Origin of the sequence: Chitinophaga eiseniae, from assembly GCF_900167135.1 — a bacterium.
In the GTDB taxonomy this organism is placed as follows: Bacteria; Bacteroidota; Bacteroidia; order Chitinophagales; family Chitinophagaceae; genus Chitinophaga; species Chitinophaga eiseniae.
The window spans coordinates 692,679-714,564 of the sequence record NZ_FUWZ01000003.1; the positions used below are offsets into that span (position 1 = coordinate 692,679).

Consider the following 21,886-nt stretch of genomic DNA (forward strand, 5'->3'; position numbering starts at 1 on the left):
GGTTATTTTTTCTTTTTTAACACAATCTGTTCCGCTTGTTTTTTCACCACCAGGTCAAAAAATTCGCGCAGGGAAGGATAGTCTTCCGGCGCGAAGTTGGCTTTATTCAGTTTCACCCGGGAGCGCAACTGTATGTGGCCATCTTGCTGCTGGATCAGGTACTGGAAGAGGCCTTCTTCTTCGTTGTATTTGGCGATAGCCGGCTTAGGCAGCTCCTCCACTTCGTAGCCTTCCGGTACTTCCATGTTCATGGAATAAATTTCGTCGTATACTGCTTCCATCTCCACCGGGAATTTGCGTTCCGCAGATTTGAAGACGTTGGTGCGGTTGTTTTCGGTGAACATGGGATTGATGTATATCATCTGGTCGTTGTCCAGTTTGATTTTGAAATCGAACTTCAACATCACCGGAGACTCCAGTGTTTTCAGGTCTTCGACTTCCTTATTGGCCAGTTCTACCTCTCCCACAAAACCTTTACGCACTTTATCGAAGAACTCATCCTGGTTCTTTTCCTGTACTATTTTGCGGACTTTATAAGATTCAAAGTAGGTAGGTCTTTGCTGGAAAGAGCCTTCCATCATGCCGTTTTCGATCTTGCCAAACATCACGCTGGTGAACTTCTGCTCACGGAGCGAGTCCGCTTCATAAGACACGCCGTTGGCGTTTTCGTCCACGATGCGGGCGGGCCCGTTGTAGCAGCGTGGTGAGAGGCGGGAAAATCCCAGCAGCGGATCAGATGCATCGAGACTAACGAACTTGTCATCCAGCTTTACACCGGTGATGGTATAGTTAAAGCGGGACAGCAACGGGTAAAACGGATAGATGTGACCGTTATCCCTGGTACTGAGCAGCACCGGATAGGCATCGAGTTTGGCCCGTTTCAGCATGGCGGTCAGCAGCAGGTTAATTTCCGCAGTTGTCCCGTTTTTGCTGTTGAAGATGGTTTTCAGGCTTCTGAAGATCCATACGCCGGACCGTTCAGTGCAGGTAAAATTGCTTCTTACCCAGTGATAGATGGCAGCAGCTTTTTCGGCGTCTGTTTTAGCGTCTTTTGTAAGTCCGTCTACCACGTCGCCGAGGAAACCGTTATTGTTACCGAGGGCGGAGCCAAAGTTTTCATCTTTCATCAGTTCCTCCATCAGTTTAGGCCAGGTACTTCTCACCGGCTTGGACGGTTCATTGGGCCAGTTGATGGAAGACAGCTGGAACTCCATCCGGTTGATATAGTTGTCAGTCGTGGTGATGAAATCTTCATCCCGGATAGCCGGTACATCTTTCAGGTACCATTTATAAATGGTAACGGAGGGCGTCACCGTGATCACATCGGACTGGCCGGCGCTATGGCTGTTGGTCCGGAAGCTCATGGTGGTGCGGATCTGTTCTTTGGAGAAGACGAATTTTTCGTATCCCTGCGGGATCTGCATGTAATCGAAGTATTCGGGGATGCCTACGCTGTACTCGCTGTAGCGGACAGGGTATTCGCCCTGGAAGTCCCAGGCACGCAGGTACTGGAAATAAGGCGAAAGCACGGTATAGCTGTATTCGATGATGGACCCTTCCTTCACCGCTGGTATAGCGAATTTCTTCACCACCATATTTTTATCCTGTTTGTCGGTGAAGACGTTTTTGCTTTCCATTTTCGTTTCCACCACTTTCCCGTTTTCGAGGTTGTAGGCGGCAGCTTTCAGGTTCTGTAGTTTTTCTTCATCGGAGCTGCCTTTATACAGTCCTATTTTTACCGTTGCCAGGTCATAGGCGTTTTTGTCGATGATCTTAATGCGGGTATGCACTTTATAGACCAGGCGAAGCCCGCTACCATCCGATTCAAAGCGGGACGACCCTATCTTTGAGAGGATGATCGCATGTGCCCCGGAATCTCCGGCAACAGCAGCCACCTCAAAGTCTTCTTTGGAAATTTTACCATATTTGATTTTGGCGGCATCCTGCGCCAGGGTTGCAATGGTACACAGACAACCCAGAACAAAGGTTAATAAACCGGATCTGAAGTTCATACAGGTATAAGGGTATTTGTGCACGAAGATAATGGAAATTACTGCTCGCGTTTATGTTATCCGTAATTTTGCAAGGATGAATAACACCTTATATATCAAACAGCTGGCGGCAGAACTGGGCTTCGACCATTGTGGCATAGCGCGGGCGGAGCAGTTGGACGACGACGCCCGTCGGTTGGAGCGCTGGCTCAATAAGGGAATGCATGGCAACATGCAGTATATGGAGAACCATTTCGACAAGCGGATAGACCCCCGTAAGCTGGTGGAAGGTGCACAGTCCGTGATCACCCTGTTATTTAACTATTTCCCTTCGGAGCGGCAGCGGCCGGATGCGCCCCAAGTTTCCAAGTATGCTTACGGGCAGGATTATCACGAGGTGATTCGGGCGCGGCTTAAAACCATGTTGCTGCGGATGCAGGAACATATCGGGCCGGTGCAGGGGCGTGGTTTTGTAGACTCGGCCCCGGTGCTGGAGCGAAGCTGGGCGCGCCGCAGCGGCCTTGGCTGGATTGGCAAGAACGGAAACCTGATCCATAAGCAGGCAGGCTCGTTCTTTTTTATTGCGACTCTGATCACAGATATTCCTTTGGAATATGACAGTCCGGTAGGCGATTACTGCGGTACCTGCACCCGCTGCCTCGATGCCTGTCCTACCGGAGCGCTGGTATCTCCCGGCGTGGTGGATGGCAGCCGTTGTATCTCTTATTTTACGATAGAGCTGAAAGAGCAGCTGATCCCTGACAAGATGCAGGGGCAGTTTGACGGCTGGATGTTCGGATGTGATACCTGCCAGGACGTATGTCCCTGGAACCGTTTTTCCAAAGCGCATTCAGAGGCGGCTTTCACGCCGGTGCCGGCCATTCTTAACTTCAGTACGCAGGACTGGGAGGACATGACCGAGGAGGCTTTCCGGGAGATTTTCCGGCATTCCCCGTTAAAACGCAGTAAGTACGCCGGTATCCGCCGGAACCTTCAGTTTCTGAATACAAAACCCTAACGTTTTGCCGGTAGCTGTTTTTTAAGCCAGGCGGTGAGGGCCGCCGCCGCGGTGTAGTTGCGGTAGTCTGCCGGCAGTCTTTTACCATCCACATATTCGTTATAAAACCACGGATCGCCAACGGCGAATACGGTCCCCTTCCCTACTTTGGCCACTGCCATAATGTTGTGGCCATTATCCGTAAACACTGCCCTGGCCGGCGCTTTCAGCGTCAGGGTAGAGAGTTCCTTGATATATACTTTTCCGACGCCCGGGAAGATCTCATGGTCCTGCGGCAATACGAAGGCGCCTTGTTCCCAGTTGCGGCCCTGTACGCGGTTGCGGCTGTCGCCATTAAAACGGATGCCAAACCGTTCACTGAGCAGGTTAAAATGATCAAACTCCGCATTGAGGGAGTCGTTCTGCAACAGGACCAGTACGCCGCCGGCTTTTACCCAGTTGTAGATAACTTTAGCGGCTGCCGGGGTCATGTAATGGGGGTTCGGCGATTCCTTGTCGGTGTCCGGATCGATGATCATATAGATATCGGAGTGCCGGAGATTAGCTGCCGTAGGCGCATCATGGAGGGTATCCCGGCGGATGCCGAGGGAATCGAAAATATGGCCCCAGACGGACAGTCCGCCGCTGTCGTCTTCATCCCAGATATAGTGCCAGCGGATGGTGTTGCCCGCTTTGTCCTTTTTGTGTTCGTAGTTGTAGTGGTAGTCCAGCGTCACCACCGGCTGCCGCTGGGCGCTGGTGGTGAAGACGGAGAGCAGGCAGCCTGCTGCCAGGAAGAGAAAATGTTTCATCATTACATGGAATTGGGCGATAAAGTACAGCATATCTCCTGTAAAGGGTGATAGTATCGTATTAAATTATCCGCATATATTGTTAACAAGATTCATTTATCTTTTAACAAAATAATATCTGCTAAATACTTGACAATGGATTTAGCATCACCTACTTTTGTACCCGGTAAACGCTTTTAATCAATTATATATAACCCGGCTTTGCCGGAGGTAACTGATTCAACTTTTTATGGACCTGAGTGCCATAACGTGGAATTTTAGCGATAAAGGTCGAATTCTTTCGACCTTTTTTCTTTTTGGAAGATAACCATAGCGGCTATACGCGCCCGATGCGCCCTGGGATTCCGGGGGGTATTTCCGGAAATGATGCAAAAGCGCTATCTTCAGCAACCAACTTAAACACTTCACAACCGTTTTGCCATGGAAATAAAAGTATTGACAGCTCCCGGGCTGGGCAGTTCTGGTCCGTTGCACTGGCAGACCCAGTGGGAGCAGTCCATCCCCGGTACGCAGCGGATAGAGCAGCGATCCTGGGACCATCCCGTTTGTGCTGACTGGGTGGCGGCCATTGAGGCTGCCGTGGCGGAAGCCGGTCCGCAGGTCGTGATTGCGGCACACAGTCTCGCTTGTATCGCCATGGCCCACTGGGCGCAGCAGACCCGGCTGCACATTACCGGTGCTTTGCTGGTGGCGCCGGCTGATGCCGAAAGGCCCGGATTCCCGCCGGAGGCGACCGGTTTCTCCCCTATCCCTTTGCAAAAGCTGCCTTTCCGCAGCATTGTGGTGGCCAGTACCAATGATGAGTATTGCAGTATTACGCGGGCTTCCTTTTTCGCTTCACACTGGGACAGCCGGTTTGTCAATGCCGGGCCTAAAGGCCACATCAACGCCGGTTCCAACCTGGGCGAATGGCTGGAGGGCCAGCGGTTGCTGAAAGAACTGGTACAAAACTGGCCTACCCTGTAGCCGTGTTTTTTACCGTTATCTCCTAAATCGATTTTCTACAGGCAATTAAGGTGGACAATTAACATAAACATAAAACAGGGGGGCCCTGCAGGAACCCTTCCAGCAACTACCTTTGCCCCTTCTTTTTTCCTGGTTAAGCCGTTAAAATTCAGACAATTGAAAAAAATTCTTCTTTTATGCAGCGCGTGGTTGTCGGTTAACACCTACGCCCAAACGAAAACCTACACCCTGGCCAACGCCCACTCCCATAACGACTATGAACGCCAAACGCCATTTTACCAGGCTGCGGCCCTGCAATTTGGCTATATCGAGGCCGACATTCACCTGAAAGACGGCGAGCTGTATGTGGCCCATGACAGCAGGGACATCAAAACCAGCCGTACCTTTAAAACACTGTACCTGGAACCGGTAGTCCGGCAGTTTGCGCTGAACGACGGGAAAGCTTATGCAGGCGGCACTCCCCTGCGGTTGCTGATAGACATCAAAACGGACGGCGTCCCTACCTTGCAGGCGCTGCAAACCTTATTGCTGCCCTATCGTCAGTACTTCGACCCGTCTGTCAACCCCAATGCGGTACAGGTGATCCTCTCCGGCAACATCCCGCCGGCGGGCGCATGGGGCGACTTTGACAAACTCTTTTACTTCGACGGCCGTCCGGACAGCAGCTACCCTGCTGCCGTAAAACAGCGCGTAGCGCTGGTGAGCACCGATTTCCATCTGTACAGCAAATGGAACGGCAAAGGCACTTTCCTGCCGGCAGAACTGGAAAAAGTGAAAGACGTTATCTCCAAAGTGCACCAGCAGGGCTTCCCTTTCCGCTTCTGGGGCGCGCCTTCGGCCAAAACATGCTACTATAAACTTATGGACCTGGGGGCCGACGTCATTGGCACCGACTACCCCGAAGACCTGGCGGACGTGCTGCACAATACCGCCCGTACCCGCACCGGTAACCTGCCTGTGCATCCTGTATATACGCCGACCTACGCATCGGACGCCACCCGCGTGAAATCAAAAAACGTGATCCTCTTCATTGGCGACGGCACCGGCCTGGCGGAAATGTTCGCCGGTTATACCGCCAACAAGGGCGATCTGAACTTATTCCGGATGCGGCAGCTGGGTTTATCCAAAACTGCGTCTACCGATAATTACCATACGGATTCCGCTGCAGGCGCCACTGCGCTGAGCAGCGGCAGCAAAACCAACAACCGGGAAATCGGTATGGACAATACCTACCATTCCATTCCGGTATTGCCGGAGATACTGGCTGCCAAAGGCATTCCCAGCGGCGTGATTGTTACCGAAGAGATCACCGGCGCCACGCCTGCCGGCTTTTATGGTCACACAGCCGATCGGGACAACACGCAGGTGCTTCATCAGCAGTTGATCAACAGTAAGCTGCAGCTGGCCGTTGGCGGCGGTAAAGAAGATTTCGCCCGCGATGTAAAGGGGGATCTGCGGCAGACACTTGCCCAGTCCGGCATTCGTTTTTATGATGATCTTACTGCCTGGGACGCTGCCACACAAGGCCGTACCCTGGTGATCCTCTCCGACAAGACCGTTACCTCCATGCGTGACGGCCGTGGTTCGTACCTCAAAGACGCGCTGAAAAAAGCTTTACAGCAGCTCAACGCTTCCGGAAAAGGCTTTTTCCTGATGGTAGAAGGTTCCCGCATCGATCATGGCGGTCACCACAACGACCTTGACTACCTTGTGCGTGAGATGCTCGACTTCGACGATACCATCGGAGAGGCGCTGCGTTTCGCTGATAAAGACAAACAGACCACCATTGTGGTAACGGCAGACCATGAAACCGGCGGTCTTGCGCTGATGGACGGCAGCATTGCCGATGGAACGCTGCGCGGCCATTTCGCTACCAACGACCACACCGGTATTCCCGTAATGGTATTTGCCTACGGGCCTAACAGCCAGGAGTTCCAGGGCGTGTACGAGAATAATGAGATCTTTAAGAAGATATTAACCGCCATGGGGGTTCACGCAAAGGCGCTAAGCAGCAAAGCACGCTAAGATTTTTTAAGATTAATAAGAAAGCAAAGGAGCGGAGATTCCAATTGGGCTCCGCTCCTTTGCTTTCTTAGCCCGCTTATATGGATTCTTTGCGCCCTTTGCTGCTTAGCGCCTTTGCGTGTAATAGTATGCGCCCCGCTTCGAGCTCAGTTTCTCTTTATCCGCCTGTTTCACCAGCAGGCCGGTGGCCAGCATTTTACGGCTGAAGTTCCGCTTATCGAAGACCTGTCCGTGGACGGCTTCATAAAGATGTTGCAGTTGCGGGATGGTGAACTTCTGTGGCAGCAGTTTAAACAATAACGGAGGGACGTATGACTGGTAGCGGATATGTTGTAAGGCTTCCTGCAACATATCGCGATGTTCCGCCGGGAGGGTGGGTAGTTCGTGGAAGATATGCCATTGCGGGCGGCCGCTGTGCAGGGGAAACAGTTTTTCCCTGCGGATATGCATCAGTGAAAAGAATACGACGGAGGCGGCACGTTCACCGGCCGTACGCCTGGATGGGCCGAAGGCGCCCAGTTGTTGCCGGTGGGCTTTCTCACGGCCGGTGAGTGTCTGCTGGATGCGGGCGGCCGTCTGATCAAAATTTTCCGAGGCTTGCAGCCGGTCGCCGGGCAGACACCACCTGTTTTTCAACGGACCATCAGGGTGCTTTACCAGTAACAGTTTCAGGTCCTGACCATCGAAGCCCAGGATAATGTGCACGACGGTCACCAACAGGGAAGACCTCCCGGTAGGATGTTTCATAACAGTTTAGCAGTTGTCGGCGGCAATTTATGGCACCCTGATGATATTAAAAAAAATCGTTGGGCTATACCGTTAGCAGTTGCTGCAATACAGGATCGTGATAGTCTGCTACAAAAGCCCGGATATTGGTGTAGGGGGCAAACTCTTCCCGTGTATGCATGGTGGTCAACGCGATGGCTTCCATTCCCGCATTCAGCGCGGCTTCCACGCCTTTGGGCGCATCTTCAAACACGATACAGTCTGCCGGGGCAACATTTAATGCCGCCGCACATTTCAGGAACACTTCCGGATCGGGTTTGCTGGTTGTTACATCTTCCGCGCTGACGATCGCTTTAAAAAAAGGACGCAGATGGAGGTTATCGAGTACATAGCTGATGTTAAAGTTATTGGCAGCAGAACCGATCCCCATGGAGATACCTTTGGCGGCAGCAGCCCGGAGAAAGTCCGGCAGCCCGGCTATCAGTTCCAGGTGAGGACGGAAAGCCTCCTGGTAGGCCATCTCTTTCTGATGGGCGATGTCCAGCATTTCGGGCAGGGAAAAGCGGTCTTTTCCGAAAATGCGCACCAGCAGCTCTTCATTTTTACCATACATATGGCCTCTTACTTCTTCCCGGCTCATCCTGGCGCCCAGCTTGTTTAACATGCTGTGCCAGCCGTCCAGGTGAAACTCCATGTCGTTGATCATGGTCCCGTTGAGATCGAAAATAAACGCTTTCATGGCTGCAAAGATAATAATAGTTCCAAACGGAACTATTTACTTATATTTGAAAAGGTGACAGACCATTGTTATGAAAGCTGCTGCCGCAAGGCATTGCAAAAGACAAGCGCTAATTCACAGATGGACCTCAGCAAGAAACATAATATCCATTTCGCCGGTAACCCTCATGCCGGCAAAACACTCGTATTTGGTCACGGTTTCGGTGTAGACCAGCAGTCTTTTTCACAGATCATTCCCGCTTTTGAACAGGACTACCACATTATACTGTATGACAATGCAGGCGGTGGACAGGCGGACCTTTCTTCGTATAGCTATGAACGTTATGAATCGCTGGAAGGTTATGTGACAGACCTGACAGCTATCATGGGTTTAACACGGGGAACGCCGGCTACTTTCATCGGGCATTCTGTAAGCGGCATGATAGGGGTGATGGCAGCCAACCGCCAGCCGCATCTTTTTGATAAACTGGTGCTGATCGGTTCCAGTCCCCGCTATCTCAACGACCAGCCCACCTCCTACATCGGCGGGTTTGACGAGGTGGCCCTTAAGGCATTGTTTGAAGCGATGCAGACCAACTACGAAGCGTGGGTGATCGGTTTTTCGCCACAGGCTATGCGCAATGCAGACAGGCCGGAGCTGGCAGACCAGTTTGCCCGCTCCCTGCAGGCGCTGCGACCGGACATTGCGCTGGCTGTGGCCAAGGCTATTTTTTTCCTGGACCACCGGGAGGAGCTGCCGAAAGTGACAAAGCCGACACTCATTATCCAGACAGCCAACGATATCGTCGTTCCCCCGGTTGTCAGTGAATATATGGAACGGCATATTCCCGGCAGCAAAAGAATTAAAATAAACGCACAAGGACATTTTCCGCAGATCAGCGCACCAGGTGAGATCATCGCTGCATTGCAATCATTTGTATAGTTTATTCAGCCTTTAATCTTTATACCGTGATTAAATGGGAAAGTAAAGCACTCGATTTTATCAACCAGACCAGCCGCTGGGACAAGGAAAAACATATTTCTTCCTTCCTGGCTTTCAGTATTTCCCTGGTCAAAAATCTCCTGTTGGCAGATGTGGCGCTGCAACTGGAATTTGAAAACGAACATTCCGCCAAAGTAAAAAACGCTTCTCCCAATTTTCATAACGGGGCTGTGGTAAACCCCGACCCGGTGCGGCAGCTGCTGTATCGTAATGCCTTCAAAACAATTTACTGGCCAGAGTTTCCGGCCGACAATCCACTAAATGACCAGTTAGAGGACCTGCTATGCGCGGTGATCATTCCTATCAACATCGAGCCACATAACAGCCTGATACTCCTGGGATGGTCGGACCCGCAGGACTTCGACGCCGGTTTCCAGGACTGTATTGAAACTATCCGCCTGCGGTTAAAAGAGATCCTTGCCCAAACGCAGGAGCGTCTCTATTTTCAGGGCATCGCCGTCAGGTTTGCCGCCATTTTACACAGCCTGCCCCACGCGGTGGTATTCATCAACAATGACGGCTATGCGGGCTGGGTAAATCAGAAAGCGGCCGACATACTGGGGCTGGCCGGGCCGGGAGAGCAGCTGCCGGCCATTCTTTCCGATGCGATGACCCACCTGCGTAACAAAGCGATGAACACGGAAGATATTTATAACACCGCCATACAGCTGTTTGCATCGCCGGAGAACACGATCAGCGGATGGGAGTGGAAAATAGGGGGCGAATCGCCGAAAACGTACCGGGTATCCTGCCTGCCGGTGGCTTCCCAGCGTATCAGCGGCAGGCTCTGGATCTTTGAAGAATAACCCCTCAGATTTTACGCCACAGGAAGTAAAAAACGCTGCCATGTCCGGGTTGTGATTCCGCCCATACCTTACCTCCCTGTTCTTCCACCAGCATTTTAAAAATATTCAGGCCGATACCGGTGCCTTCTTCCTTACCATGATAGTCCAGCCGCTCAAACAGGCGAAACACGCGGTCTGTGTCCCGTTGCTGCATACCCGGACCATTATCTTTCACATAAAATTCATAAAACTCATCGCGGTCTGTGACACCCACGGCGATCCATCCGTCGGGTTTATCATTGTATTTGACGGCATTGGAAATAAGGTTCTGAAATATCCGTTGCAGTTTCAGCCGGTTAGCAGTAATGACGGGCAGCTGCCCGTCCACCACGATGCGCACATTAGGTGGCGGAAACAACAGCCTGGCAATATCGGTGATGAGCACACGTACATCAACGCTTTCTGTAGCGCTGCCTGTATCATTCTGGCGGGCGTAGTCCAGGATAGCCGAGATCATTTCTGTGAGATGGTTGGCAGCACTGAGTACGGTGCCCATCTGGTCTTTTATTTCCGGCGACTGCTGTATGCAGTCTTCTTCGCTGATCATGCCCAGCAGGCTGATGGCCCCTGCCAGCGGGGACTTGAGATCATGCGCCACCATATAGGTAAACCGTTCCAGCTGTTTGTTGATCTTCTCTTTTTCCGCGATGACGTCTTTCAGTTCCCGTCGGGAGAAATACAGCTTTTCAAATACGTTCACTTTCGCACGGGTAACGTTTACGTCGAGTGGTTTGGAGAGATAGTCTACCGCACCGGTGGAAAAGCCGCGGATAACGTTTTGTTCCTCTTTGTTGATAGCGGTAACGAAGATGATAGAGATATCGCGCGTTTTGGGATTGAGCTGCAGGAGGCGGGCCACTTCATAACCATCCATTGCCGGCATCTGCACATCGAGGAGTATCAGGCCTATATCGTTGTTGCGCAGCACTGTTTTCAACGCTTCGTTACCCGATGTGGCGAGGTAAAAACAACGGTTATCCCCTTCCAGCATCCGTTGCAGGGAGATGAGGTTTTCCATTTTATCATCTACCAGTAAAATGGAAAAACGGTTGAGGGGGTCAGCTATCATGTTCTGCGCTCATTTTCAGTTCGGTTAAAAAATGTATCATCTCCGTGATGTTCATGGGCTGTGCCGCCGGGCAGCGGTCGAGGGCCGCCTGCGGCATGGTGTCAAACAAAGCCGTTGCGGGGTCTTGTACGATACCGGCGCCGCCGGCCGCGATAATCTGCTGAATGCCAGCGGCGCCATCTTTACTGGCGCCGCTGAGCAATATGCCCGCGGCGCGCGGCCCATAAGCTGCCGCTACGCTGGTAAAACTCACATCGATCGATGGGCGGCTGTAATGCAAAGGCTCTGAATAGTCCAGCGAAAAGGTGCCGTCATCTTCTATCAGCAGGTGATAATTCTGCGGCGCGAGGTATATCCGTCGGCGTAACACCGGCTGTTTGTCTTCCGGTTCGATGATAGGCGCTTTGAGGGACAGCAGCCGGTCCAGGTCACTGGGCACGTTCCTCAGCCGGTGTACAATAATCATCATCGTGCAATCGATAGAAATCGGTAATTGTTCCAGTAGTTCCGCCAGCACCGCCAGACTGCCGGCGGAGCCGCCAATGGCAATCATATCGTATGGAGATTTTATCTGCAAGATTTAGCTTTTACGTCTGAAAATCTTATGGACAGGGCTAATACTGTCAAACCGTATATTTTCTTCGGAGAACATCATTGATTCTTTTAATCCCAGGGCCAGGTAACCCAGGGGGTCCAGGCTGTCGTAAAACAACCGCAGCACGCGATCTTGCAATAGCCGGTTGAAATAGAGAAACACATTCCTGCAACAGATCAGCTGGAACTCATTAAATACCTGGTCGGTAACGAGGTTATGCTGAAAGAAAAGGATGTTGCGGCGTAGTGCCTCCTGTATAACTGCATGCTCATTGTCCGTCGTATAGTAATTGGAGAAGTCTTCCACACCGCCTGACAGCAGATAATTCTGCGCATAGTCTTTCATACATTTCAGGGGTATCCGGGCCTTTTCCGCTTTGCGCAGACTAACGGTATTAAGGTCAGTGGCATAAATACGGCTGCGCTCCAGCAGGCCTGCTTCCTCCAGCAGGATGGCCATGGAAAATACTTCTTCGCCCGTGGCACAGCCGGCATGCCAAATTTTGATGGTAGGATAAGTGGCCAACCTGGGCAATACCTGTTCCCGCAGTGTTTTGTAAAAGAGCGGGTCAAGGAACATTTCCGTTACGTTGACCGTGATAAACTGCGCCATGTGTTCGAAGAAGGTTACATCCTGCAGCAGCCTGTCGGAGAGCTCCGTTATTTCTTCCATAGAGGCATGGTCCATAAAACGCTGAAAGCGGCGTTTCAGGGACGACCGTGCGTAGTCGCTGAAGTCGTAACCATATTGCCGGTGAATAAGGCGTACCAGCTTACCCAACTCTTCGTTACTGATTTCCTTTATCATAGGTATCGGAAGTATTTATCATTTTCATGACAACCACACATGTAACAGTGATAGTAGTTTAATACTGTCGACCGGTTTTGCAATATAATCTGAGGCGCCAGCGTCGAGACATTGTTGCCGGTCACCGGGCATTGCTTTAGCGGTGATAGCGATAACCGGCAACTGCATAAAGCGCCGTTCGCTCCGGATATGCCGGATGGCTTCGAAGCCGTCCATTTCCGGCATCATCATATCCATCAGGACCAGGTCTACCTGGTGATGGCGGGCCAGTACCGCCAGTGCTTCCCTCCCGTCGGCGGCGCTGAGCACACAGACGCCCTGTTCTTCCAGCAAGGCGCTCATGGAAAATACGTTACGCATATCATCATCCACCAGGAGCACCTGTTTTCCGGCCAGTATATTTTGAGGTAAATGACCGGGTGAGGGATGTGCCCTGGCCGGATGGCGGCCGTTGTTCAGCAGGTGTTCCAGTTCATCCGCAAGTCTGTCTGTCGCAAATGGGGTCTTCCGGATAATTGCTGCCACCTGTTTTCTGATTTGCTGTTCTTCAACAGCGGAAATATCCTGATCGATATATACAATAACAGGTACGGAGGTCACAGTGTTCATTTTGCGGAGTGATGCGAGAGAAGCCTTACTTTCTTCGGGGTGGCGGCCCAGGTCCAGCACAATGCAATCGTATTTTCCCATAGCGAGCAAACCGGCGGCCATGGCTGTATCCGTAGCCATATCACAAGAGATGTCCAGCTTATTTTCCGTTTGTATATCTGTTCCGATGATCAGTATCCGGGGGCCGGGAGCAGGCAGGCGACGGCGGCCACCTTTTTGCCCGACAGGAGTTCGTATTGTTGCATCGTATAAAGCCGGCGCTGCGTCGTCACGGAGCCGGAGCGGCTCAGTATTCAGCGGTAGTATAACGGTAAACGTGCTGCCCTGCGGGCTGCTGTTTTCAAGATGTATGGCTCCTTTCAGCAACAGCATCAGTTCCCGGCTGATGGACAGTCCCAATCCTGTACCGCCATATTTACGGGTAGTGGCGCCATCGCCCTGGTGGAAAGCGTCAAAGATCAATTGCTGTTTCTCTGCGGGAATACCTGGTCCGGTATCCATAACACTGATGCACAGTGCGTTTTCAGGCCGCACATACCAGGAGAGGCAGATACGGCCGCCTGCCGGCGTAAACTTAAATGCATTGGACAGCAGGTTGCGTATCACCTGTTCCAGCCGCATCTTGTCGGTGGTTATTACCGCTGGCACATTGACGGCCATTTCTGTGGTGTATTGTATTTGTTTTTCCTGGGCCACCACTCCGAAGAGATTATCCAGGTCTTCGATGACAGCCGCAATACGCACCGGTTCGGGCGACAGCTCCACTTTACCGGCTTCTATTTTGGAGAGGTCGAGGATATCATTGATCAGGCGCAGCAGGTCGGACCCCGACTTATGCATGATCGCAGCATATTCCACCTGACGGGGAAGCAGATTACCTTCTTTGTTTTCCTCCAGCATTTTTGCCAGTATCAGTACGCTATTGAGCGGTGTACGCAGTTCGTGCGACATGTTGGCAAGGAATTCTGATTTATAACGGCTATTCGCCTCCAGCTCCGCAGCTTTAAGAGAGAGGGCCTGACGGGCAGTTTCCAGTTCTGTATTTTTCATCGCCATTTCCGCGTTTACCTGTCGCAGTTCTTCTTCCTGTACACGCAGTTCTTCTTCAGAAGCTTGCAGTATTTCAGATTGACGGCTCAGCTCATTGTTGGATTGGCGTAATTCTTCCTGTTGACAGTACAGTGCCTCTTTCTGTTCCTGTACCTGTTGCAGCAGGATCATTACTTTTTCCCGTTCGCTGGCGGTGTGCAGTGCTACCGCCACGTCTCCGGAGACCAGTTCCAGCAACTGCAGTTGCAGCGGCGTCACAGGGTTGGCGGTCACCAGTTCCAATACGCCCGTTAGCTCATCTCCCATCAGCAAAGGCACCAGTACCAGCATATTGAGGGAGACACCGTCACTGGCGGCAGTCGCCAGCGGGTGGTTGGCAGGCAGCTGACTGATGATACGTATATCCCTGCCGGTGGCTGCATCACCGGGCAGCCCCTCACCGATCGCATACTGAACAGGTATATTTACGGGAAGATGAATACGGCTGCATACACGAAGCATGGCCTCTTCTTTTTCATAGTAGTACAACGCGCCTGCCGTAAAGCCTGCATTTTCGATGAATGAGCGCAAACATTGGCTGGCCAGACTTTCCGTTTTATGAATGCCCAGCAAATTTTCTTTCATATCGTTCAACCTGCTGAGCAACCAGTTACGGTCATTTGCATCCCTGTTGAGCGTCACTACTTCTTCCAGCTTGCTGTTAAGTTTTTTACGGACCAGCTGTCCATAATAAAATTCTCTGTAAAAAAAGTACATCAGTATACAACCGGTACAAACGATAATGGCCGTATTCAAAGGAAGGATAAAACCGGTAATGCGGGCGTGCGGGAAAAAAGGCCACCATGAAAGAAGGCCGCCCAGCAACATCAGCAGCATAACAACCGCCAGGGCAAGGTATAGTCTTTTAGCAGGTGATAGTTTCATATTTCTGAATAACAACGTGCTGTCGCGTTAGGTTGCAGGTGTTATCCCTGTCATTATCATTTCGGGACGGGTAATGAAGATATGATCGGAGAATGGGGATACTTTCTCTTCATAAAAAAAATTTCCGCATTTCAATTTGGAAAATAAACACCGTTCAGTATATTTGCAGCGTAAACATTCCAACATGGGCATTGCAGAAAGAAAAGAGCGTGAGCGGGCGGATATGCGCAGGCGCATTGTGGACGCAGCGATCAAAATGTTTGTGGAAGAGGGTTACGAGAAGGTATCTATCCGGAACATTGCGGACAGGATAGAGTACAGCCCTGCCACTATTTACCTGTATTACAAAGACAAAGACGAGCTGTTATACGACGTACAGAAGGAGGCATTCCTCACACTGGCGGACCATTTTGCGCGCAATCTGACGGCGGCCGACCCGCTGGAGCGACTGGAGCAGCTGGCATGGGCATACGTCGGCTTTTACCGGGAGAACCCGGAGCTGTATGACCTGATGTTCATCATTAAAGCGCCGATGAATGCAGAGCATGAGAAAGAGAAATGGGAGAACGGCGACCGTGCGTATGATGCGTTGTATAACCTGGTAGCAGAGTGTGTGAAAGCGGAAAAGATTCGTTTCAGGGACGCGACAGTGGCAGCGATGTCTATCTGGGCTTTTGCCCACGGCCTGATCGCCCTGGACCTCCGTTCCCGGCTGAAGGTATGCAAACTACATGACAACGAGCTGAACGTGAGCATAGACGACTCGATCAGCGCTTACCTGGAGGTGATTAAATGCTGAGTGAAGGGAAAAGCCGCGAGACCGACAGTACCAAAAGCATATTCATATAAAAGGCCTGTGGGCCTTTTTAAAGCGACAATATTAAACACTGTTCAGTATATAAACAATGACAACAACAGCCCTCCGGGCTTATTTTTTTCAAGATAAATAAACACTGTTCATTATGTCAACAATCATCACAAAAGGAGCAATGTTAATACCGTTGCTGGTAGCGGGATTCAGTGTGATGGCCCAATATACGGGAAAGGGCATTCCGTCTGCAGATGCGTTGTTAGTTACATCGGGCATTCCGCGTCACACACTATCCGGGGTCGTGATGGCGCGATATGCAAAAGATGTTACTAAACCGGAAAGTACACGTAGTGCTGCGCTGCAGGCCGACACACCACAGGTCACTATAACATCCTCTCCCACCGCCGGGTATGCCGGGTATAACCAGAACGCCCATCTGCTCGATGAATATATCCAACAGGCATTTACCAACAACAAAGGCCTGAAGGACCAGCGTTTTCAGTTGGACAAATCTCTTGCAGCGCTGCAGGAGGCCCGAAGCCTTTTTGGTCCGAATGTGACCTTCCTTGGCAGTTATACCAAAGCAGGCGGCGGCCGGACGATCGACATGCCCATCGGCGACCTGCTGAATCCTGTGTACTCCAGCCTCAACCAGTTGACCAACAGTCACCAGTTTCCTCAGGTAGACAATGTATCTGTACTGCTGAACCCGGACAATTTCTTCGACGCAAAATTCAGGACCAGCCTTCCTTTGATCAATGCGGAGATCTACTACAACCAGAAGATCAAAAAGGAGCAACTGACCCGGCAGCAGGCGGCGCTGAACGTATACAAGCGGCAGCTGGTACAGGATATCAAAACCGCTTACTTCCAGTATTACCAGGCATCGCAGGCGGTGGCTATTTACCGCAACGCGCTGTCGCTCATACAGGAGAGTATCCGGATCAACGAAAGTATGGTACGCAACGGCGTTCGTAACAACACCGCTTTGTACCGTTCACAGACCGAAAAAGAGAAAACGGATGCTTCCATCAGTAAAGCACTGAATGAACAGGAGAATGCCCGGGCATATTTCAACTTCCTGCTCAACCGCGACCTGCATACAGAGATCGCGCTGGACAGTAACCTACTGGCCCATTTGCCGCCAGCCATGGCTACCGATGGCAACATCAGCGGCCGGGAAGAGCTGCAGCAATACAAAAGCGCGGCTACCGCTTACCGCTTGAACGAAAAATTACAGAAAGCCTATCTCATTCCCCGCCTCAGTACTTTCCTCGATCTCGGCAACCAGTCCATGGGCCTGCATTTCGATGATAAGTCCCGTTATTACCTTTTTGGTGTCAATCTCGAATGGACGTTGTTTGGCGCGCATAAGTACAAGCACCGTATCAGGCAGGCCACGCTGGATGTACAGGCGATCGAGAACGCCACTGCACAAACGGCTGACGCGCTGCAGCTGCAATTATACCAGGCAGGCAATAACTATCGTACCGCGCTGCGTAACCTGGTTACCGCAGAAAGTCAGTTGTCCTTTGCACAACGCTACTACCGCGATCAGCTGAAAGTATACAAAGAGGGGCAGTTGCTGTACATCGAACTGGTGGATGCACAGAACCAACTCACGCAGGCACAGCTGCAGATGGCCGTATCACAGGCCGCCGTGCAAACCGCTTATGCCGGTGTGGAACGCTCCCAGGCTTCTTACAATATTGAATCCGTACAACCATAAAAATACTTCCATGAAAAATAGTTTCCTTTTGCTTCCGCTCTCCTTGCTGCTTTTTGCCTGCGGCGATAAAAAGCCCGCTGCCAGCAATGCAGACAGCACCGATGTAATCCCGGTAAAAGTGATGCCGCTGGAAAAAAGTGGCAGCGCTTTGTCTATCCGCGCATCCGGTCAGTTCACCACTGACGATGAAGTCAACCTCTCTTTCAAAACCAATGGCATTATTCATAACATCCTCGTCAAAGAAGGGGACGCCGTTCACAACGGGCAACTGCTGGCGACGCTCAATATGACGGAGATCGATGCACAGGTGCAGCAGGCGCAGCTGGGATTTGAAAAAGCACAGCGCGACTATCAGCGTACGCTCAATCTGCATAATGACAGCGTGGCCACGCTGGAGCAACTGCAGAACAGCAAAACAGCGCTGGACATGGCGCGGCAGCAACTCAGCACCGCACAGTTCAACAGAAGTTATTCCGCCATCCGCGCCACGCAGGACGGCTACGTTCTCCGTAAACTCGCCAACCCCGGTCAGTTTGTATCCGCCGGCACTTCCGTCTTACAGATCAATGGCGCCCGTACCGCACATTGGTTGCTCCGTATAGGCGTTACCGACAGAGAGTGGGCGCAGGTCAGCACCGGCGACAAAGCGACCGTTGAGACCCCTTCCCTGCCAGGTGAAACCTTCACCGGCACCGTTACACGCAAATCCGAAGGCATTGACGCCGCCAGCGGCACCTTTGTGATAGACGTACAACTCAGCGGCAGCAAGCCCGCCGCCATTGCCACCGGTATGTTCGGCAGATGCCACATCACCACAGGCGGCACCGGCGGTGGCACTGCCTGGAGCATCCCCTATGCGGCCCTGCTCGACGGCAACGGCAACAGCGGCTATGTGTTTGTCACCAATGACAATCAAACCGCACAGCGCATCCCCGTTACTATTGCCGGTATGGAGAAAGACCAGGTACTCATCAGCCAGGGTATGGAACAGGCCCGCTCCTTGATCATCTCCGGCAGCGCCTACCTGAAGGACCAATCCCGTATCCGTATCATCCAATAATCATTACCATTATGAAAATATCCGGTTATGCCGTCAAAAACTACCAGTTCACCCTCGTCATCTTCCTGATGATTATTGTGCTCGGCATCACAACCATCCTCAATATGCCCCGCTCCGAAGATCCGGAGATGCAGGCGCCTCAGTTTACCGTAGTGGTCATCTATCCCGGCACCAGTCCCAAAGACATGGAAGACCTTGTGGTAGACCCACTCGAAAAGGATATCTATGGCCTTGCGGATATCAAACGCCTGCGCACCGCCATCAGTGATGGCGTAGCCGTACTCCGTGTGGAATACAAGTACGAATCCAACGTAGATCAGAAATACCAGGAGCTGGTCCGGGAAATCAATAATAAAAAGGCTTCCCTTCCGGCAGACATCTACAGCATAGAGGTTAAAAAACTGGAACCCTCCGATGTAAATGTCTTACAGGTAGCATTGATATCTGAAAATGCTTCGAGAGATAAGTTGCGATACTATGCCGAAAAATTACAGGAAGACCTGGAAAAAGTTTCAAGTCTCAAAAATGTGAAGATACATGGCCTCCCCGATCAGCAGGTAAGAGTGGAACTGGCACTGGATAAAATGGCGCAGCTGCACCTTCCCACCGGCACCGTGATGGCGGCCATCCAGGGAGAGATGGCCAATATACCCGGCGGTAGTATCGATGCAGGCGATAAAAGCTTCAATATCAAAACCAGCGGCAACTATAAAAACATCGACGAAATCAGCAACACGATCGTTACCGCTGCCAATGGCAAAAACATCTTCCTGAAAGATATCGCCAGGGTGTACTACGGTTTTGAAGATGAAAAATATTTTACACGGCTCAACGGGCACCGCAATGTCAGTGTATCTGCCGCACAGAAAGCCGGTGAAAACATCAGCAAAACGCAATTGCAATACAAACCCGTCATCGAACAGTTCAAAAAAACACTGCCTGCCAACATCGATATGGTGCAGTATTTTGACCAGGCAGACGCAGTCAACCACCGGTTGAGCGGACTCGGCAAAGACTTTCTCATCGCCATTGCGCTCGTGGCGTTTACCCTGTTGCCTTTAGGCCAGCGGCCCGCCCTCATCGTGATGATCTCCATCCCGCTGTCGCTCTCCATCGGTATCGTACTACTGCAGCTATTCGGCTATAACCTCAACCAGCTCAGTATCGTAGGCCTTGTGGTAGCCCTCGGCCTCCTGGTAGACGATAGCATTGTGGTGATCGAAAACATTGAACGATGGATGCTGGAAGGACATTCCCGGATGGAAGCCACCCTGAAAGCCACCTCGCAGATAGGCATGGCCGTTATCGGTTGCACCGCCACACTGATCATCGCTTTTATGCCGCTGGTGTTCCTGCCGGAAGGCAGCGGCGACTTTATCCGCAGCATGCCGCTGGCGGTGATCTTCAGCGTACTGGCCTCTATGGTCGTTTCGCTGACCATCATCCCCTTCCTCGCCAGCCGCCTGCTGAAAGCACATAGCGGCCATCCTGAAGGCAACATCTTCATGCGCCTGCTGAAAAAACTGATCCATGGGAGTTATGCGCGACTGCTGGACAAAGCCCTGCACCGCCCGGTGCTGACCATCCTTGTGTCGCTGGTGCTCTTCGGCGGTTCTATGGTGCTCATGAAAGCGGTGGGCTTTGGCCTCTTCCCCGCTTCGGAAAAACCGCAGTTCCTGATCAACGTGCTCACACCTCCCCAGTCCAATCTCGCCTATACCAACAGTATCGTAGAAAATCTGGAGAAAGAGCTGAAACAGGAAAAGAGCATCCGCTTCATCGCCAGCAATATCGGAAAAGGTAATCCCCGCATCTATTATAACGAAATACAGGAAAATGAACACAGTGACTACGCACAATTGTTTATCCAGCTGGACCCCAATACCAGCCCGGTGGATAAGATAGCACTGATAGAAAAACTCCGCAAAAAATGGACCCCTTATCCCGGGGCAAAAGTAGAAGTAAAGAATTTTGAACAGGGACCTCCCATTACCGCCCCTGTAGAGGTACGGCTCTTTGGCGACAACCTCGACACCCTGCGTACGCTCGCCGGACGGGTAGAAAAAATGCTGGAGAAAACACCGGGAACGATTTATATCAACAACCCTGTCAGCACCCTAAAATCAGATATCCGTGTCAGCATAGACCGCGAGAAAGCGCAACAGCTGGGCATTCCGACGGTCAATATTGACCGGGCCGTCCGTTTGGCCATTGCCGGTATCAACCTGGGCAGGTATAACGATGAAAACGATACGGACTACGACATCCTTGTCACCAAACAAAAAAGTGGCAAACCCACGATGGACGTATTCAGGGACCTGTACGTCAATAACGCTGCCGGGACCGCCATTCCGCTGTCGCAGGTAGCCAGCGTAAAACTGGAGACCTCCCCGTTAAGCATCAACCACCAGGAGAAAAACAGGCTGGTGGCGGTGGGCGCCTTTGTAAAAAAAGGGTTTCTGCCAGACCGTGTCATCAACGACGTTATCCGGCAGATGGACCAGCTGCAGCTGCCAAAAGGTTATTCTTATGAAATGGGAGGTGAAGTGGAAAGCAGGAATAATTCCTTCGGCGGATTCATGAGCATCATTATTGTGACCATCTTCCTGTTCATTGCCGTGCTGGTACTGGAATTCAAGACTTTCAAAAGCACGCTGATCGTGTTGTCCGTGATCCCGCTGGGCATTGTGGGCGCCGCGGCAGCGCTGTGGCTTACCGGCAATTCTCTTTCTTTTATCGCCATCGTGGGATTGATTGCCCTTGCAGGTATCGAAGTGAAAAACACCATCTTGCTGGTGGACTTCACCAACCAGTTACGCGCACAGGGAAAAACACTGGAAGAAGCGATCCGGGAGGCCGGCGAGATCCGGTTCCTGCCGATCGTGTTAACATCGCTGACAGCCATAGGAGGGCTGATACCCATCGCCATCTCCACCAACCCCATGATTGCGCCGCTGGCGATCGTATTGATAGGAGGCCTGATCAGTTCCACCCTGCTGTCGCGGATCGTGACGCCGGTAGTATATAAGCTGATGCCGCCGAAGATAACCGTGGAACAACCGGTATCGCCTGACAGTAACGGTAACGGACATGGGCGTCAACTGTCTGTTCCGAAGGAAGCGGTGCTGAATTCGTAATTCTTCCTTATTT

General features: G+C 51.7%; 17 protein-coding genes. 9 read left to right on the forward strand and 8 right to left on the reverse strand.

Features of this window, described 5'->3' with window-relative positions:
* Positions 1-2: 2 nt before the first annotated feature.
* Positions 3-2,012 carry a DUF3857 domain-containing protein gene (locus B5D63_RS21795; protein ID WP_078670950.1) on the reverse strand — a complete coding sequence of 670 codons (2,010 nt, stop codon included), beginning with the start codon at positions 2,010-2,012 and terminating at the stop codon, positions 3-5.
* A gap of 76 nt (positions 2,013-2,088) precedes the next feature.
* Between B5D63_RS21795 and queG the strand changes: the two genes are divergently transcribed.
* Positions 2,089-3,009: a tRNA epoxyqueuosine(34) reductase QueG gene (gene queG, locus B5D63_RS21800; RefSeq protein ID WP_078670951.1), complete on the forward strand. Its 921-nt coding sequence runs from the start codon at positions 2,089-2,091 to the stop codon at positions 3,007-3,009.
* Here queG and B5D63_RS21805 read toward each other — a convergent pair.
* Entirely contained in the window at positions 3,006-3,803 is a 798-nt protein-coding gene (locus B5D63_RS21805) for a DUF4350 domain-containing protein (RefSeq protein ID WP_143313029.1), read from the reverse strand. The two genes, queG and B5D63_RS21805, sit on opposite strands and share 4 nt — an antisense overlap.
* A 417-nt stretch (positions 3,804-4,220) precedes the next feature.
* Between B5D63_RS21805 and B5D63_RS21810 the strand changes: the two genes are divergently transcribed.
* Together B5D63_RS21810 and B5D63_RS21815 are read left to right on the forward strand one after the other, a co-directional pair.
* Positions 4,221-4,766, forward strand: a complete 546-nt coding sequence (locus B5D63_RS21810; protein ID WP_078670953.1) for an RBBP9/YdeN family alpha/beta hydrolase — start codon at positions 4,221-4,223, stop codon at positions 4,764-4,766.
* Between the two features lie 156 nt (positions 4,767-4,922).
* Positions 4,923-6,791, forward strand: a complete 1,869-nt coding sequence (locus tag B5D63_RS21815; RefSeq protein WP_143313030.1) for an alkaline phosphatase — start codon at positions 4,923-4,925, stop codon at positions 6,789-6,791.
* 105 nt (positions 6,792-6,896) lie between these two features.
* Here the strand turns inward: B5D63_RS21815 and B5D63_RS21820 are convergent, their stop codons facing one another.
* Positions 6,897-7,538, reverse strand: a complete 642-nt coding sequence (locus B5D63_RS21820) for an NUDIX hydrolase (protein WP_078670955.1) — start codon at positions 7,536-7,538, stop codon at positions 6,897-6,899.
* A 64-nt stretch (positions 7,539-7,602) separates the two neighbouring features.
* Complete coding sequence (locus B5D63_RS21825; RefSeq protein WP_078670956.1) at positions 7,603-8,256, reverse strand: HAD family hydrolase; 654 nt, start codon at positions 8,254-8,256, stop codon at positions 7,603-7,605.
* Between the two features lie 54 nt (positions 8,257-8,310).
* Here B5D63_RS21825 and B5D63_RS21830 point away from each other — a divergent pair, with 54 nt between their 5' ends.
* On the forward strand, positions 8,311-9,177 hold the full coding sequence (locus B5D63_RS21830) for an alpha/beta fold hydrolase (protein WP_235021610.1): 867 nt from the start codon (positions 8,311-8,313) through the stop codon (positions 9,175-9,177).
* A gap of 26 nt (positions 9,178-9,203) precedes the next feature.
* Positions 9,204-10,043: a hypothetical protein gene (locus B5D63_RS21835; RefSeq protein WP_078670958.1), complete on the forward strand. Its 840-nt coding sequence runs from the start codon at positions 9,204-9,206 to the stop codon at positions 10,041-10,043.
* Between the two features lie 4 nt (positions 10,044-10,047).
* On the opposite strand, the gene B5D63_RS21840 is transcribed toward B5D63_RS21835, so the two are convergent.
* Genes B5D63_RS21840 through B5D63_RS21855 form a run of 4 tightly spaced genes read right to left on the reverse strand, consistent with a single transcriptional unit; the run spans position 10,048 to position 15,136 of the window.
* Positions 10,048-11,151 carry a hybrid sensor histidine kinase/response regulator gene (locus B5D63_RS21840; protein ID WP_078670959.1) on the reverse strand — a complete coding sequence of 368 codons (1,104 nt, stop codon included), beginning with the start codon at positions 11,149-11,151 and terminating at the stop codon, positions 10,048-10,050.
* Positions 11,141-11,728: a chemotaxis protein CheB gene (locus tag B5D63_RS21845; RefSeq protein WP_235021611.1), complete on the reverse strand. Its 588-nt coding sequence runs from the start codon at positions 11,726-11,728 to the stop codon at positions 11,141-11,143. The genes B5D63_RS21840 and B5D63_RS21845 overlap by 11 nt, the downstream gene beginning before the upstream one ends.
* Before the next feature lie 3 nt (positions 11,729-11,731).
* Positions 11,732-12,553: a CheR family methyltransferase gene (locus B5D63_RS21850; protein WP_078670960.1), complete on the reverse strand. Its 822-nt coding sequence runs from the start codon at positions 12,551-12,553 to the stop codon at positions 11,732-11,734.
* Positions 12,554-12,577: 24 nt separating this feature from the next.
* The gene (locus tag B5D63_RS21855) at positions 12,578-15,136 is read right to left on the reverse strand and encodes a response regulator (RefSeq protein WP_078670961.1); all 2,559 of its coding nucleotides are present in this window, start codon (positions 15,134-15,136) and stop codon (positions 12,578-12,580) included.
* A gap of 184 nt (positions 15,137-15,320) precedes the next feature.
* On the opposite strand from B5D63_RS21855, the gene B5D63_RS21860 reads away from it, so the two are divergent.
* The 4 genes from B5D63_RS21860 to B5D63_RS21875 all read left to right on the forward strand — a co-directional run bounded on the left by B5D63_RS21860 (position 15,321) and on the right by B5D63_RS21875 (position 21,873).
* The gene (locus tag B5D63_RS21860) at positions 15,321-15,935 is read left to right on the forward strand and encodes a TetR/AcrR family transcriptional regulator (protein ID WP_078671355.1); all 615 of its coding nucleotides are present in this window, start codon (positions 15,321-15,323) and stop codon (positions 15,933-15,935) included.
* A 163-nt stretch (positions 15,936-16,098) separates the two neighbouring features.
* The gene (locus tag B5D63_RS21865) at positions 16,099-17,676 is read left to right on the forward strand and encodes a TolC family protein (protein ID WP_078670962.1); all 1,578 of its coding nucleotides are present in this window, start codon (positions 16,099-16,101) and stop codon (positions 17,674-17,676) included.
* Between the two features lie 10 nt (positions 17,677-17,686).
* Positions 17,687-18,736: an efflux RND transporter periplasmic adaptor subunit gene (locus tag B5D63_RS21870; RefSeq protein ID WP_078670963.1), complete on the forward strand. Its 1,050-nt coding sequence runs from the start codon at positions 17,687-17,689 to the stop codon at positions 18,734-18,736.
* Between the two features lie 11 nt (positions 18,737-18,747).
* The gene (locus tag B5D63_RS21875) at positions 18,748-21,873 is read left to right on the forward strand and encodes an efflux RND transporter permease subunit (protein WP_078670964.1); all 3,126 of its coding nucleotides are present in this window, start codon (positions 18,748-18,750) and stop codon (positions 21,871-21,873) included.
* The last annotated feature ends 13 nt before the right edge of the window (positions 21,874-21,886 follow it).

Coding starts and splice junctions, on each gene's coding strand:
- B5D63_RS21795 (WP_078670950.1), bottom strand. CDS start 2,012: ATGAACTTCAGATCCGGTTTATTAACCTTTGTTCTGGGTTGTCTGTGT.
- queG (WP_078670951.1), top strand. CDS start 2,089: ATGAATAACACCTTATATATCAAACAGCTGGCGGCAGAACTGGGCTTC.
- B5D63_RS21805 (WP_143313029.1), bottom strand. CDS start 3,803: ATGATGAAACATTTTCTCTTCCTGGCAGCAGGCTGCCTGCTCTCCGTC.
- B5D63_RS21810 (WP_078670953.1), top strand. CDS start 4,221: ATGGAAATAAAAGTATTGACAGCTCCCGGGCTGGGCAGTTCTGGTCCG.
- B5D63_RS21820 (WP_078670955.1), bottom strand. CDS start 7,538: ATGAAACATCCTACCGGGAGGTCTTCCCTGTTGGTGACCGTCGTGCAC.
- B5D63_RS21825 (WP_078670956.1), bottom strand. CDS start 8,256: ATGAAAGCGTTTATTTTCGATCTCAACGGGACCATGATCAACGACATG.
- B5D63_RS21840 (WP_078670959.1), bottom strand. CDS start 11,151: ATGATAGCTGACCCCCTCAACCGTTTTTCCATTTTACTGGTAGATGAT.
- B5D63_RS21850 (WP_078670960.1), bottom strand. CDS start 12,553: ATGATAAAGGAAATCAGTAACGAAGAGTTGGGTAAGCTGGTACGCCTT.
- B5D63_RS21855 (WP_078670961.1), bottom strand. CDS start 15,136: ATGAAACTATCACCTGCTAAAAGACTATACCTTGCCCTGGCGGTTGTT.
- B5D63_RS21860 (WP_078671355.1), top strand. CDS start 15,321: ATGGGCATTGCAGAAAGAAAAGAGCGTGAGCGGGCGGATATGCGCAGG.
- B5D63_RS21865 (WP_078670962.1), top strand. CDS start 16,099: ATGTCAACAATCATCACAAAAGGAGCAATGTTAATACCGTTGCTGGTA.
- B5D63_RS21870 (WP_078670963.1), top strand. CDS start 17,687: ATGAAAAATAGTTTCCTTTTGCTTCCGCTCTCCTTGCTGCTTTTTGCC.
- B5D63_RS21875 (WP_078670964.1), top strand. CDS start 18,748: ATGAAAATATCCGGTTATGCCGTCAAAAACTACCAGTTCACCCTCGTC.